Raw genomic sequence first — 13,559 nt, forward strand, 5'->3', positions numbered from 1 at the left:
TTGACAATAATGTAAGCAGTGCCGACAAGCGGCGCATACCAACCAAGGAGAGTATTATGTCAGTAGCCGGAACCTACGATACCGTCGTCAAGAGCCCGATGGGCGATCAGAAGGGCACCTTCACCGTGGTCCCTGGCGATGACGGCAACACCTTCACCGGCTCGATGGCTGGCGGCATGGGTTCGATGGACGTCGAAGACGGCAAGATCGACGGCAACACGCTGACCTGGAAGATGAACATGACGGTGCCGATGCCGATGACGCTCGATTGCGAAGCGACGGTCGCCGGCGACCAGCTGACGGGTAATGTCAATGCAGGCGCGTTCGGCGCGATGCCGCTGACCGGCGAACGCCAGGGCTGATAAGCCGATCAACCGAACAGATGAAGGGCCGCCGGAGCGATCCGGCGGCCTTTTGCTTTGCGTCAGACGTGTTTGCGCACCGCCTGATAGGCCGCCGCCGCGACCGTGTTCGCTAGGTTCAATGAGCGCACTTTGTCAGAGCGCATCGGCAGGCTCACCATCTGGTCGCGGTGCGGCTCGACTATCTCGGGCGGAAGCCCCTTGGTCTCGCGTCCGAACACGAGGTAGGCGTCCGCCGGATAGTCAGGCTCGTAGAAAGTGCGCGGCGCATATTCCTCGAACAGGAACATCTGGTCTTGGCGGGGGCTGCGCTCGGCGATGAAGGCATCCCAGTTTGCGAACTCGACCAGCCGGATGTGCGGCCAGTAGTCGAGGCCGGAGCGTTTTACCCGCTTGTCGTCGATCGCGAAGCCGAGCGGGTGGATCAGCACCAGCTCCATGTCGAGCGCGACGCAGGTGCGCCCCACCGCTCCGGTGTTGCCGGGTATCTCGGGGTGGACGAGGACGATGGAGGTCATTGCGGGCGAATCAGCCCAGCTTGTCCTTCAGTATCTGGTTGACCACTGCCGGATTGGCCTTGCCCTGCATCGCCTTCATCGTCTGGCCGACGAAGAAGCCGAACAGCTTGTCCTTGCCGCCGCGATACTCGGCGACCTTGTCTTCGTTCGCAGCGATGATCGCGTCGATCGCTTCCTCGATCGCGCCAGTATCGCTGACCTGCTTCAGCCCCTCGGCATCGGCGATCTCTTCGGGATCGCGGCCCGTCTTGAGCACGATCTCGAAGATTTCCTTGGCCTGCCCGCCGCTGATCTCGCCTGCGGCCTGCATCTTGAGTATCTTCGCCTGGGCCTCGGCAGTGGCGTTGGAGACATCGCCTTCGTCACTGACTGCGTTCATCACGCCCGGCGCGACGGAGAGCGACCAGTTGGCGACCTGCGTCGCGATGTCCTTCTCCGGTTTGCCGATCGCGCTGGCCGTGGCGGCGAGCAACGTTTCGAAGCGGGCGAAGGTCTCGACCTCGGCGGTCAGTTCGCGCGCATTGTATTCCGACAGGCCCAGTTCCCCGACATAGCGCGTGCGCTTGGCATCGGGCAGTTCGGGAAGCGAGGCGCGGCATTCTTCGAGGAAGCTGTCGTCCAGCTCCAACGGCAGCAGGTCGGGATCGGGGAAGTAGCGATAGTCGTGCGCGTCTTCCTTCGACCGCATCGAGCGCGTCGTGCCGGCGTTCGGATCGAACAGGCGCGTTTCCTGCACGACCGTGCCGCCGCTTTCGATGAGGTCGACCTGGCGTTTCGCCTCATGCTCGATCACCTGCATGACGAAGCGCACGGAGTTGACGTTTTTGGTCTCGGTGCGCGTGCCGAACTCCTCGCCCGGGCGGCGCACACTGACGTTGACGTCGGCGCGCATCGAGCCTTCTTCCATATTGCCGTCACAGCTGCCGACATAGCGCAGGATGGTGCGCAGCTTGCGCACATAGGCACCGGCCTCGGCGGGCGAGCGCATGTCGGGGCGGCTGACGATTTCCATTAGCGCGACACCGCAGCGGTTGAGATCGACATAGGACATGGTCGGATGCTGATCGTGCATCAGCTTGCCCGCGTCCTGCTCGACATGGATGCGCTCGATCCCGATCACCTTGTCTTCGGGCAGGCCAGCCTTCTCATCGGCGTCGATGGTCAACGCGCCCTCACCCACGATCGGGTGATAGAGCTGCGAAATCTGGTAGCCCTGCGGGAGGTCGGCGTAGAAGTAGTTCTTGCGGTCGAAGCGCGAGTACTTGTTGATCTGCGCCTCGATTGCCATGCCCGTGCGCACGGCCTGGCGGATGCACTCGCGGTTCGGGACCGGCAGCATGCCCGGCATCGCCGCATCGACGAGGCTGACATTGCAATTGGGCTCCGCACCGAAAGCGGTGGAAGCGCCCGAAAACAGCTTGGCGTGCGAGGTGACCTGCGCATGGACCTCGAGGCCGATCACGACCTCCCATTCGCCCGTTGCGCCCTGGATGCGGTAAGTGCTCATGATTTCTGCCGTATCTCTCGTTCTCGTGAGGTCAAGCCGCAGCGCGGCCGCCCTCGCAAACATACATGTAATTCGAAAGGCCCGGATAGCGGGCAAACTCGTCGACGACCCGATAGCCCAATGGCTCGAGGATTGCATCAACCTCTTGCCGCTGCTCGTCCTGAACCTCGATGAAAATTGCGGGCCGGCAGCGCGCGAGCGTTTCGGCGAGCCCGCGCAGCACGCGGACCTCCGCGCCCTCGGTATCGATCTTGATGAAGGTAGGCTTTTCGTCCGCGAGCATGGCATCGCCGGTGGCGAGCGCGATGTCCCCGCTGCCGTCGCTGATGGGGTCGAGCCGCGTTGCGCCAATGTTGTGCGGCGCGATCGCCCGCATGGAGCCGGTGCCCTGCGCGTCGGAGAGGCCCATTTGGTGGAAAGCGGAGGACCCTGAGAAGTCGTTGATCCGTAGGTTCATCGCGGTGAAGTCGGCGATCAGCGGATTGGGCTCGAAGGCGATGACCCGGTCCGCGCACAAGACCACGCCAGCGAAGACCGCGTGATTGCCGATATTCGCGCCGACATCGACGAAGGTGCCGCCGGTGAAATGCCGCGCGATGATCGCAAGCTCTTCCGGCTCGTAAAACCGGCCCGCGATCAGTTCCTGCTGGATGATGTCATCCTCGTCCTGGATGAGGAAGCGGATGTCGCGCCCCTCATGCGTGAAGGTCGCGAGGCCGCAGCGGCGGAACTTCTCGGGCGAAGGCCCGCGCCATTCCGTGTTGAAACCGGTATAGCCACGCTCGCCCGGGTTTTTAAGCATGGTGACCTTGAGACCCAGCTTACCAAGGCCGAGTCGCGGCGGACGCAAAAGCCGCCGGATCATTGCGTTACCACCACTTCTCCGCCTGCGCGGTGAAGCCTGCGCGCTGCTGAATCGCAAGGCCGATCAAGACCTCCCATTGGCCCGTTGCGCCCTGGATGCGGTAAGTGCTCATTCCTTGTTTCCACTCAGTTCAGGCATGTGGACGACTTCGAACTTCATGCCGTCCGGCCCCGTGAAATAGACTGCGTAATAGCCGCCGATCGCAAACGGGAATTCGCCCGGTCCATCAAGGATGGTTCCGCCGTTCTTCCTTACGATATCAGCTATCGCGTCGACCTGCCGGTTGCTTTCGGCATTGAGCGCGAGATGATGTAGCCCCGGCGCATAGACATCAAAAGTCTGGTCGGCGAATTCACCTTTCGCCTGCCAGATGTTGATGCCGATCTGCGTCTTAGGGTTGAGATGCATGGCAAGGCGGGTACCAGCATATTCACCCCGCTCGCGGTAGGTGAAACCAAGCGCGTCGAGGAGTGGCTCGAAGAAGCACAACGCCTCGTCCAGATTGCTGACGGTGATCGCCACATGGTTGATCGTGCCGCTGGTCACTACCACCACTTCTCCGGCTGCGCGGTGAAACCGGCACGCTGCTCGATCGCGAGGCCCGCATTGAGCACGCCCTGCTCGTCGAACGGCTTTCCGACCAGCTGCAGGCCGAGCGGCAGCCCGTCCGAATTGGTCATCGCAGGCACGCTCATTGCCGGGAGGCCAGCCAGCGAGGCCGGCACGGCGAACACGTCGTTCAGATACATCGTCAACGGGTCTTCGGAGAGCGATCCCAGCGGGAACGAGGCGGTCGGCGTCGTCGGAGCGAGGATCACGTCGCATTCCGCCCAGGCATTTTCGAAGTCACGCGCGACCAGTGCCCGCACCTTCTGCGCCTGGTTGTAATAGGCATCGTAGAAGCCCGCCGAGAGCACATAGGTACCGATCAGCACGCGGCGCTTCACCTCGTCGCCAAAGCCCTCTTCGCGGGTAGCGGCATACATGTCCTGCAGGCCTGCGCCTTCGGGCAGATCGCGCAATCCGTAACGCACGCCGTCATAGCGCGCGAGGTTGGAGGACGCCTCGGCAGGCGCGATGATGTAATAGGCGGGCAGCGCGTATTTCGTATGCGGCAGCGAGATATCGACGATCTCCGCTCCAGCATCGCGCAGCCATTCCTTGCCCTGCTCCCAGCTCTTGAGGATTTCCTCGTCGGTGCCGTCCATGCGGTATTCGCGCGGAATGCCGACCTTCTTGCCCTTGAGATCGGCGGAAAGCCCTGCTTCCCAATCGGGCACGTCCATCTGGAGCGAAGTCGAATCCTTGGGGTCGAAACCGGCCATCGCCTCGAGCATGATCGCGCAATCTTCGACACTGCGCGCCATCGGGCCCGCCTGGTCGAGGCTGCTGGCGAAGGCGACGACGCCCCAGCGCGAACAGCGGCCATAGGTCGGCTTGATCCCGCAAATGCCGGTGAATGCGGCAGGCTGGCGGATCGATCCGCCGGTGTCGGTGCCGGTCGCGGCGGGTGCGATGCGCGCCGATACGGCCGAGGACGAACCGCCCGAGGAACCGCCCGGGCTCATCGCGGCGTTCGAGCCTTCCTTCCGCCACGGCGAATTGACGTTGCCGAAATAGGAGGTCTCGTTGGAGGAGCCCATCGCGAACTGGTCGAGATTGAGCTTGCCCAGCATGCCCGCGCCTGCATCCCACAGGTTCTGCGACACGGTGCTTTCGTACTGCGGCTTGAACCCTTCGAGGATGTGGCTGGCGGCAGTGGTCTGCACGCCATGCGTCGCGAACAGATCCTTCATGCCGATCGGCACACCGGCCATCTTGCCAAGCGTCTCGCCAGCGGCGCGCGCGGCGTCGGTCTTCTCGGCCGCGGCGATCGCGTGGTCGGGTGTGGTGACGATGAAGGCGTTGAGGTCGGCTGCGGCAGCAACGGCGGCGTTGAAGGCCTCGGCGACTTCCTTGGCGGTAAAGTCCCCGCCCGCGACACCGTCACGGATTTCCTTGACGCCGAGTTCGGTCAGATTGGTCATTATTCGATCACCTTCGGCACGCCGAAGAAGCCGTGTTCGGCCACCGGCGCATTGGCGAGAATGTCTTCACGGCGGTTGCCGCCGGTCTTGGGGTCGGCATCTACCTCGTCCGTGCGCAGGCGCAGCGTGTTGGGGATGACGGCGGTCATCGGTTCGACCTGGGAGGTATCGACCTCGCCCAGCTGTTCGACCCATTCGAGGATATTGTTGAGCTCGGGCGCCATGCGGTCGAGCTCTTCCTCGGTCATCTTGATGCGTGCCAACGCGGCGATTTTCGCCACGGCAGCCCTGTCGATTGACATCGTTGCTACCTTTGCTTTGCGATTACTGGCCCTGCGGCGGGGCGCCCTGCCCCATGGCCGCGCCGTTTTGCTGCATCATCTGCTGCAGCATGCCGAGACGGCGCTGGAAATCTTCCTCGCTCATGAAATCGACCACTTCCAGTTCGAAGGTGAGATCGGAACCCGGCGGGATCGGCGAACCGGCCTGGGGGGCATCGCCATATGCCTTCTCGGCGGGGATGAAGATTTCGTACTTCCCGCCCTTTCGAACACGCTGAAGCGCCTCGAAGAAGCCTTCGATGGTGGCACCTTCGGTGATCGGGAAGGGATTGCCTTCCGGGAAAATGCCCGGAATCGGCAGCGGCACATCCTGCGAACGGTCGAACTCGCTGCCATCGGGAAGCGTGCCGACATATTTGACGAAAACCACGTCACCGATTTCGGGGGTGGGGCCGCTGCCCTCCACCAGCGTATTCACTTCGATTCCCTTGGGCACCGCGGCCCAGGCGATCCCGCCTGCCAGCAGGATCGCGACGATTACGCCGATCCAGAGTTTGGTGAGCGAGCCCTTTTCGATGGGCTGGAGCGGAACACGGGTGACTTCGGCCATGGAGGAATTGTCCTGAAAGCTGTTCTGCGAAAATCCGGTATCGCCACAAGCAAAAGGGCGCGGAATCGATCCGCGCCCTGATGGCTTATCGTGAAGGTGCGTTCAAGCGGATTTCCGCCTGAATAGACGGCTTACTTGATGCCGTCGCGCTCCATACGCTTGCGCTCGAGCTTGCGAGCACGGCGAACGGCCGCAGCCTTTTCACGGGCGCGCTTTTCGCTCGGCTTTTCGTAATGCCGGCGCAGCTTCATTTCGCGATATACGCCTTCGCGCTGCAGCTTCTTCTTGAGCGCGCGGAGAGCCTGGTCGACGTTGTTATCGCGAACGATTATCTGCATAAAGTCCTACACCTCACTACAAAGGAACAGAGCCCGCCTCAAAACGCGGGTTGCGCCTCGAATAAATCAAAGAGAAAAGTGCCGAATCCGCAAGCGGTCGGCTCAATCAGGGGCGCACATAGCGAGAATGGGGGGGCTTGGCAACCCTTGGGACACGCCCCCGGCCCGGACAAATCGCGATGAGACGGTGCTAGGCAGCGCGGGCTTGCATCGCTAAGAGGCCGCCCATGTCCGCGATTTCCCCCATTGCCGCAAGTCTCCACGTCGCCGCCGGCGGCGCTGTGGGTGCCGTGCTGCGCTACCAGCTGGGGCGCGGGATGACCCATTGGCTCGGCCCGCAGGTCGTGACCGCCTTTCCCTGGGCGACGCTTGCCGTCAACGTCATCGGCAGTCTTGCCATGGGACTCGTTGCCGGATGGCTGGCCCGCCACGGCGGTGCGGATGGTGAAAACGTGCGGCTCTTCGCCGCAGTCGGCCTGCTGGGCGGCTTCACCACCTTCAGCGCCTTCAGCCTCGAACTGATGGTTCTGATCGAGCGCGGCCAGCCTGCGACCGCACTGGGCTATGCGCTCGTCTCGGTGCTGGCGGGGCTGACAGCGCTCTATATCGGGCTGATCGTCATGAGGCTTACCACCGCATGAGCAAGCAGCCATCCAACGAAGTGCGCCAGTTCACGGTCTCGGACGACGATGACGGCATCCGGCTCGACCGCTGGTTCAAGCGCAACCTGCCGCAGATCGGCTTCGGCACCGTCTCGAAATGGGCGCGCACCGGTCAGATTCGCGTCGATGGCGGGCGGGTGAAGCCCGACGATCGCCTTGCAGCCGGACAGGTGCTGCGCGTGCCGCCGGGCGGCGAGCAGTCCGGGAAGAAGACGAAGCCGCGCCGCGAGCTCTCTCCGCAAGAGATCGAGGAAGCACGGGCGATGGTCATCAAGGAGACCAGGAGCGCGATCGTGCTCAACAAGCCGCCGGGCCTCGCGACCCAGGGTGGCAGCAAGACTTTCAAACATGTCGACGGGTTGCTCGATGCCTTTGTCGAGGATGATGACGATCCGCGCCCGCGCCTCGTCCACCGGCTCGACAAGGATACCTCGGGCGTGCTGCTGGTGGCGCGCACCCCGGGTAGCGCGGCTAGCTATTCGAAGCGATTCTCGGGGCGCAGCGCGCGCAAGATCTACTGGGCGCTGGTGGTCGGAGTACCCGACATCCGCGAAGGCACGATCGACGCGCCGCTCGCCAAGCAGCCGGGCACCGGCGGCGAGAAGATGCATGTGGACGAGGAAGGCGGCCAGCGCGCCGTCACCCGTTACCGCGTGGTCGAAACTGCCGGAAAGCGCGCGGCGTGGGTCGAGCTCGAACCGCTCACCGGCCGCACGCACCAGCTGCGCGTGCATCTTGCCGCGATCGGCCACCCCATCGTGGGCGATGGAAAATACGGCGGGCAGGATGCTTTCCTGACCGGCAGCGTCAGCCGCAAGATGCACCTTCACGCCCGGCGCCTCGTGATCCCGCAGCCGGCGGAAGGCGGCAAACCGGGCGGCAAGCTGGACGTGACGGCAGATCTGCCCGAGCATTTTGCAGGCACCATGGAGCACCTCGGCTTCGACCTCAGCCTGAGCGATGCCGCTCCGCTCAAGGGCGATGAAGCGCCCGAGCGGACCAAGGCCGAGAAGAAGCAGGCGGCAAAGGCCCATGCCAAGCAATACCGCAAGTCGCGGCGCGGCGAGCGGCGGACCCGCACGATCTCGAAGTCCTCGACCAAGAGCGCGCCGAAGGGCAAGCTCGGCAAGAAATCGGGCGGCAAACTCGCGAAGAAACCGAAGAAGGGCGGCAAGTGACCCGGCTCGCGGTGTTCGATTGCGACGGAACGCTGGTCGACGGCCAGGCGAGCGTGTGCAACGCCATGCGCGATGCTTTCGAAGGGGCGGGAAAGCCCTGCCCCGATCTGAACGAAGTGCGCCGCATCGTCGGCCTCAGCCTGCCCGTCGCGATCCGCAGCCTGGCACCAGATCTCGAGCCTGACGAGAATGCGCGCATCGTCGCCGCCTACAAAGAATCGTTCTTCGCCCAGCGGCAGCAGGGCCTCGTTCACGAGCCGCTTTATGACGGTATGGCCGAGCTGCTCCATCGCCTGCACGATGGCGGATGGAAGCTGGCCGTAGCTACCGGCAAGTCCGACAGAGGGCTGCATGCCTGCCTCGACCAGCACGGGATAAAGGGCCTGTTCGTATCTCTCCAGACCGCCGACCGCCACCCGTCCAAGCCGCATCCCGCGATGCTGGAAGCGGCGCTGTTCGAAGCCGGCGCAACGCCCGAGCAATCGGTGATGATCGGCGATACGAGTTTCGACATGATCATGGCGACCGACGCCAATGTCCGCGCACTGGGCGTGGCCTGGGGTTATCATTCTCCGGATGAGCTGCACGAAACCGGCGCGGTCGGTGTCGCCAATACCATGGAAGAGCTGGAGGCGCTGCTATGACCGCGCCCGAAGACGAACGCGCGCGGCGCGGTTTCATCGCGCTCAATGCGGTGCGCATCGCCAGCATCATGGCGGTGCTCGCGGGCATCGTCATCAGCCAGAGGGCCGGCGGACTGATCCAGTATGCCGGAATGGCGCTCGCCTTCGGCGGTCTCGCCGCATTCTTCTTCGTGCCCAAGAGGCTCGCGCGGCGCTGGCGCAGTCCGGACGAGGGCAACTCGGGGGGCAGACCCGAGTGAAAAGATTCTACGACGAAGTCGCTGTCATCCAGGTCGACGACGGGTGGCAGGTGACGCTCGACGGGCGCGGCCTGCGCACGGTCAATCGCGGCCACCAGATCGTGCCGACGCGCGCGCTCGCCGATATGCTGGCTGAGGAATGGGCGCGGCAGGGCGAAGATATCGATCCGCGCAGCTTCCGCTTTCGCGACCAGACCGACTACGCGATCGACATGGTGGCCAAGGAACGCGCAGAGACGATCGACAAGTTGCTCGCCTATGCGGAAACCGACACGCTGTGCTTCCGCGCCGAGCCCGAGGACGCGCTCTATCGCAAGCAGCTGGAGGTGTGGGAGCCTTTGGTCGGCGACATCGAGACGCGCCACGGCATCACCCTCACCCGCACGAGCGGCGTGATCCATCGCCCGCATGCACCAGAAAGCGTGGATGCGCTCCGACAGACGCTCGATACGTTCGACGCCTTCACGCTGGCCGGCCTTCTGACGATGGCTTCGCTGTCGGCCTCGCTTTGCATTGCGCTTTCCGCGCTCGAGGACAATGCCGATCCCGATGCGCTATGGAACGCGGCAAGCCTCGAAGAAGAATGGCAGGCCGATCTGTGGGGCCGCGACAGTGAAGCAGAGCAATACCGCGCAAAGAAGCGCGAGGATTTCACGGCTGCATTCGAATGGACGCGCGCCGCGCGCGCCTAGCGTGAATTACTGGACTCGCCCTATTCGGCGAGCCAGTCCGCCACCTGGCGCGCCACCTCGTTCGCCGCGCGGTTGAGCGCATCGCCGACCGGCTCGGCCTCTACCGGAAAACCGGTTTCGGTCGCTTCGAAGCGCCGCGTTTCCACCGTACCGCCGGGGCCCTGCTTGATCGCGTCATAGCGCACCACGACCGATGCGCTTCCCACGTCATAACCGAAAGTGCGCAGCGTGCCGCGCAGGTGGTTCTCGGTGAAGAGGCTGGGATCATCGCCATCGATGACCAGCGTATCGCCGCGGGCCCTGATCGTTTCGGCCAGCAAACGGCGGAACAGCCGCGCCGGCTTCTCGACCCAGACCGCGTCTTCGACATAGGCGAGCTCGGTCCCGGTAACGCGCACAGGCACGCGCAGCACGTCGATCTCCGCCGGAACCTGCGGCTCGTGCACGGCAAGGGCGCTCTCGCGCGTGCCGCTCATCACCGCACCCGCTGGCGCGCTTGCTTCGGCGGTGAGGTTAAGCAGCCGGTCGGGCGGTTCGGACCCGAGACTGACGCATCCGGCCAGCGCGAAGGCCGGAGCCAGCACCGCAAGCTTCATCGCGTTTCCGGCATTCATGGCGAGCCCTCTCATGGCTTGTAGTCCGGCAGGCTCTGCCCCTTGAGCAGGCTTCCGGCTCCCTGGTTTTCAAGTTTCTCGGTGACGTTGCGCAGCGCCTTGCTGGTCGCGCGCAGGTCCTGCAGCGTGGCCTCGGCTGCCGGCAATGTGCTGTCGGTCAACTGGCGCGCGGCAGGCCGCGTATCCTCGAGCGTCGCCGAAAGCGATTTCGCCGCGTCATTGGCCGACTTCAGCGTGGCGCGCAGTTCGACCGCGAGCGACTGCCCTTCCTTGTTGAGGAGGTCGTCGGTCGATCCCATGACCTTCTCGAACTGGTCGAGCGCCTCGCCCGCTTCGCGCAGCGTGTTCTGCAATTCGGACAGCGTGCCTTCGATCTGCGGGGCTGCATCTGCAAGGCCGGCAGTCATTTCGTTGGTGTTCTGAAGGATGCCTTCGATCGCGGTCTGGTTATCCTCGTCCAGCAATTCGGTCAGCCGCTCGGTCAGAGTCGCGAGGCGTTCGAGCAGCAGCGGTGCATTGGCGAGGATCTCGCCGAAGCCGCCGGGCTTGGGCGGGATGACCGGCGCGCCTTCGGGGCAGGCGGTGGTGTCGCAGGTGATCGGCGGCGCATCCTTGCGCGCACCGTCGAGCAGGATGGTCGAAACGCCGGTGAAGCTTGCCTGGACGGTCGCCGTGGTCCCGACGAGCATCGGCACGCCTTCGCGCACCTTCACCCGCACGCGGACGAACTCGGGGTCTTTCTCCCAAAGCTGGATATCGCTCACCTGTCCGACAGGGACCCCGGCAAAAGACACCTCGGACCCGTTGGCGAGGCCCGAAACCGACTGCTTGAAAAAGATGTCGTATTCGTTCTGGTCGCCCTGACCCAGCCGCGCGAGCCAGACGATAAAGAGCGCCAGCAAGGCGAGCAGGACGAGGGTAACCGCCCCCACCCAGATATGATTGGCCCGTGTTTCCATTCCGTCTCTCTATGCCCGCCTGACTGCCTGCTTGTCCATCATGTTGATTTTGCTCGCTCGCGCTCGCGGCTGGCGAGCACGGCGCGACCGCGCGGACCGTTGAAATATTCATCGATCCACGGATGGTCGGTTTCGAGCAGCTCGGGAATTGTGCCGACCGCGATGACCTTCTTGTCGGCCAGCACCGCAACCCGGTCGCAGATCTCGTAGAGCGTGTCGAGGTCGTGGGTGATGAGAAAGACCGTCAGGCCCAGCGTTTCCTGCAATTCCTTGGTCAGCGAATCGAATTTCGCCGCACCGATCGGGTCGAGGCCGGCGGTCGGCTCGTCGAGGAACAGGAGCTCGGGATCGAGCGCCAGCGCGCGGGCAAGGCCGGCGCGTTTCTTCATCCCGCCGGACAGTTCCGACGGATATTTGCTCACCGCATCTTCGGGCAGGCCGGACAGCAGCACCTTGTAGCGCGCAATTTCCCGGCGCAATTCGTCATCGATATCGGGATAGAACTGCTTCAGCGGCACTTCGACATTCTCGCCCACGGTCAGGGTCGAGAACAACGCGCCGCCCTGGAACAGGACGCCCCATCGGTTACGCACACCGATATGCTCGTCGGGGTCGGCGCCGGTGATGGACTTGCCGAACACTTCGACGTCTCCCGCCGCCACCCCCTGGAGGCCGATGATCGCGCGCATCAGTACGGATTTGCCGGTGCCGGAACCGCCGACCACGCCGATGATTTCGCCGCGCCTGACCTCGAGGTCGAGATCGTCATGCACGACATGTTCGCCGAACTGCGTGCGCAGCCCGCTGACGACGATCGGATAATCGCCGCGAAACCGCTCGTGCCGGCCAGGCTGCTGCTGGTCCTGATGGTCGTGTTCGCTCATCGCCCCTCAGCCCCAGCCAATCTCGGTGAAGAACACCGCGAAGAAGGCGTCGAGCACGATCACGGCAAAGATGGCCGAGACCACCGCCAGTGTCGTGCGCAGGCCGACTTCTTCCGAATTACCTTGCACCTGCATGCCGTGATAGCAGCCTGCCAGCGCGACGATCAGGCCGAAAACCGGCGCTTTGACGAGGCCCACCCACAGGTCATAGGTCGGGACGACGTCCTTGATCCGTTCGAGGAACGTCCAGAATGGAATGCCGAGCATCAGGTCGCCCACGACCGCGCCGCCGATGATCGCGATAACCGAGGAATAGAAGCCAAGCAGGATCATCATGAAGGTGCAGGCGAGGATGCGCGGGATCACCAGCGCCTCGATCGGCGAGATCCCGATAGTCCGCATCGCGTCGACTTCCTCGGTCAGCTTCATCGTGCCGATCTGCGCGGCAAAGGCGCTGCCCGAGCGGCCGGCGACCATGATCGCGGTCATCAAGACACCGAGTTCGCGCAAGGTGATCCGGCCGACGAGATTGATCGTCAGCGTCTCGGCACCGAATTGCGCAAGCTGCACCGCGCCCTGTTGCGCGATGACGATGCCGATGAGAAAGCTCATCAGGCCGATGATCGGAAGCGCCGATACACCGACCAGTTCCAGCTGGTGCACCAGCGCTTTCACGCGAAACCGGCGCGGATGTCTGATCAGGCTGGCAAAGGCGACGAGGATACTGCCGAGAAAGCCGAGAACGCCGAGGATGCCTTGCCAGGCATTGCCGACCTTCACGCCCATCGCCTGTGGCACGCGGATCCAGAAAGGCTCTCGCGGTGCGGTCAGCTCGGCGTCTTCGCCCATGCCCTGAATGGCATCGAGCAGTCGGCGGGCGCGTTCGCTGGCGCCGACGATCTTGGCATCATGCTCGGATGCAAGCTTGCAGGCGACCCATGCACCGACCGTATCGATCTCCGAAACCTGCGAGAGATCGATTTCGTCGAAGCTCTCGTCGAGCCGGTCGAGATCCTGGTCGATCTCGCCCACGGTCGACACCAGATACGGCCCGACAAGGCTCAGACGCGCTGTGCCTTTATCATTGCTTTCGAGGGAAAATTGGGCCCCATCATCCATAGCGCCTCGCTATGCGGGCAAATGCGCGCCATCACAAGCTTGCAATCGCCATGTTGCGCT

General features: G+C 63.8%; 18 protein-coding genes. 6 read left to right on the forward strand and 12 right to left on the reverse strand.

Annotated elements, in window-relative coordinates; translation table 11 throughout:
* Nucleotides 1–56 precede the first annotated feature (56 nt).
* On the forward strand, nt 57–362 hold the full coding sequence (locus CCE89_RS03300; protein WP_086436581.1) for a hypothetical protein: 306 nt from the start codon (nt 57–59) through the stop codon (nt 360–362).
* A gap of 62 nt (nt 363–424) precedes the next feature.
* Here CCE89_RS03300 and CCE89_RS03305 read toward each other — a convergent pair whose 3' ends face one another.
* The 8 genes from CCE89_RS03305 to rpsU all read right to left on the reverse strand — a co-directional run bounded on the left by CCE89_RS03305 (nt 425) and on the right by rpsU (nt 6,508).
* A complete protein-coding gene (locus tag CCE89_RS03305; protein WP_086436582.1) occupies nt 425–880 on the reverse strand; it encodes a tRNA (cytidine(34)-2'-O)-methyltransferase in 456 nt (151 codons plus the stop codon).
* A 10-nt stretch (nt 881–890) separates the two neighbouring features.
* The gene (gene gatB, locus CCE89_RS03310) at nt 891–2,387 is read right to left on the reverse strand and encodes an Asp-tRNA(Asn)/Glu-tRNA(Gln) amidotransferase subunit GatB (RefSeq protein WP_086436980.1); all 1,497 of its coding nucleotides are present in this window, start codon (nt 2,385–2,387) and stop codon (nt 891–893) included.
* A gap of 31 nt (nt 2,388–2,418) precedes the next feature.
* The gene (locus CCE89_RS03315) at nt 2,419–3,252 is read right to left on the reverse strand and encodes an FkbM family methyltransferase (RefSeq protein WP_086436583.1); all 834 of its coding nucleotides are present in this window, start codon (nt 3,250–3,252) and stop codon (nt 2,419–2,421) included.
* A 108-nt stretch (nt 3,253–3,360) separates the two neighbouring features.
* The gene (locus tag CCE89_RS03320; protein ID WP_159456572.1) at nt 3,361–3,798 is read right to left on the reverse strand and encodes a VOC family protein; all 438 of its coding nucleotides are present in this window, start codon (nt 3,796–3,798) and stop codon (nt 3,361–3,363) included.
* On the reverse strand, nt 3,798–5,279 hold the full coding sequence (gene gatA, locus CCE89_RS03325) for an Asp-tRNA(Asn)/Glu-tRNA(Gln) amidotransferase subunit GatA (RefSeq protein WP_086436585.1): 1,482 nt from the start codon (nt 5,277–5,279) through the stop codon (nt 3,798–3,800). Before gatA ends, CCE89_RS03320 begins: the two co-directional genes overlap by 1 nt.
* The gene (gene gatC / locus CCE89_RS03330) at nt 5,279–5,581 is read right to left on the reverse strand and encodes an Asp-tRNA(Asn)/Glu-tRNA(Gln) amidotransferase subunit GatC (protein WP_086436586.1); all 303 of its coding nucleotides are present in this window, start codon (nt 5,579–5,581) and stop codon (nt 5,279–5,281) included. Before gatC ends, gatA begins: the two co-directional genes overlap by 1 nt.
* A gap of 22 nt (nt 5,582–5,603) precedes the next feature.
* Nucleotides 5,604–6,170 carry an FKBP-type peptidyl-prolyl cis-trans isomerase gene (locus CCE89_RS03335; RefSeq protein ID WP_086436587.1) on the reverse strand — a complete coding sequence of 189 codons (567 nt, stop codon included), beginning with the start codon at nt 6,168–6,170 and terminating at the stop codon, nt 5,604–5,606.
* Nucleotides 6,171–6,301: 131 nt separating this feature from the next.
* Complete coding sequence (gene rpsU / locus CCE89_RS03340; protein WP_034952298.1) at nt 6,302–6,508, reverse strand: 30S ribosomal protein S21; 207 nt, start codon at nt 6,506–6,508, stop codon at nt 6,302–6,304.
* A 227-nt stretch (nt 6,509–6,735) separates the two neighbouring features.
* Here rpsU and crcB point away from each other — a divergent pair, with 227 nt between their 5' ends.
* From crcB to CCE89_RS03365, 5 genes are read left to right on the forward strand one after another with little or no spacing between them, the layout of a single operon-like run.
* Nucleotides 6,736–7,149, forward strand: a complete 414-nt coding sequence (gene crcB / locus CCE89_RS03345; protein WP_086436588.1) for a fluoride efflux transporter CrcB — start codon at nt 6,736–6,738, stop codon at nt 7,147–7,149.
* Complete coding sequence (locus tag CCE89_RS03350; RefSeq protein ID WP_086436589.1) at nt 7,146–8,348, forward strand: RluA family pseudouridine synthase; 1,203 nt, start codon at nt 7,146–7,148, stop codon at nt 8,346–8,348. The genes crcB and CCE89_RS03350 overlap by 4 nt, the downstream gene beginning before the upstream one ends.
* On the forward strand, nt 8,345–8,992 hold the full coding sequence (locus tag CCE89_RS03355; RefSeq protein ID WP_086436590.1) for an HAD-IA family hydrolase: 648 nt from the start codon (nt 8,345–8,347) through the stop codon (nt 8,990–8,992). Before CCE89_RS03350 ends, CCE89_RS03355 begins: the two co-directional genes overlap by 4 nt.
* Entirely contained in the window at nt 8,989–9,231 is a 243-nt protein-coding gene (locus CCE89_RS03360) for a hypothetical protein (RefSeq protein ID WP_086436591.1), read from the forward strand. The genes CCE89_RS03355 and CCE89_RS03360 overlap by 4 nt, the downstream gene beginning before the upstream one ends.
* A complete protein-coding gene (locus CCE89_RS03365) occupies nt 9,228–9,923 on the forward strand; it encodes an ATP12 family chaperone protein (RefSeq protein WP_086436592.1) in 696 nt (231 codons plus the stop codon). The genes CCE89_RS03360 and CCE89_RS03365 overlap by 4 nt, the downstream gene beginning before the upstream one ends.
* Before the next feature lie 20 nt (nt 9,924–9,943).
* Here CCE89_RS03365 and CCE89_RS03370 read toward each other — a convergent pair whose 3' ends face one another.
* From CCE89_RS03370 to CCE89_RS03385, 4 genes are read right to left on the reverse strand one after another with little or no spacing between them, the layout of a single operon-like run.
* Complete coding sequence (locus CCE89_RS03370; protein WP_234989916.1) at nt 9,944–10,552, reverse strand: ABC-type transport auxiliary lipoprotein family protein; 609 nt, start codon at nt 10,550–10,552, stop codon at nt 9,944–9,946.
* On the reverse strand, nt 10,549–11,496 hold the full coding sequence (locus CCE89_RS03375) for an MlaD family protein (RefSeq protein ID WP_086436594.1): 948 nt from the start codon (nt 11,494–11,496) through the stop codon (nt 10,549–10,551). Before CCE89_RS03375 ends, CCE89_RS03370 begins: the two co-directional genes overlap by 4 nt.
* Nucleotides 11,497–11,534: 38 nt before the next feature.
* On the reverse strand, nt 11,535–12,380 hold the full coding sequence (locus tag CCE89_RS03380; RefSeq protein WP_086436595.1) for an ABC transporter ATP-binding protein: 846 nt from the start codon (nt 12,378–12,380) through the stop codon (nt 11,535–11,537).
* A 6-nt stretch (nt 12,381–12,386) separates the two neighbouring features.
* Nucleotides 12,387–13,499 (reverse strand): ABC transporter permease, encoded by a 1,113-nt coding sequence (locus CCE89_RS03385; RefSeq protein ID WP_086436596.1) that lies wholly within the window; start codon nt 13,497–13,499, stop codon nt 12,387–12,389.
* Nucleotides 13,500–13,559: the final 60 nt, after the last annotated feature.

The organism is Altererythrobacter xiamenensis (assembly GCF_900177715.1).
Taxonomy (GTDB): Bacteria; Pseudomonadota; Alphaproteobacteria; order Sphingomonadales; family Sphingomonadaceae; genus Erythrobacter; species Erythrobacter xiamenensis.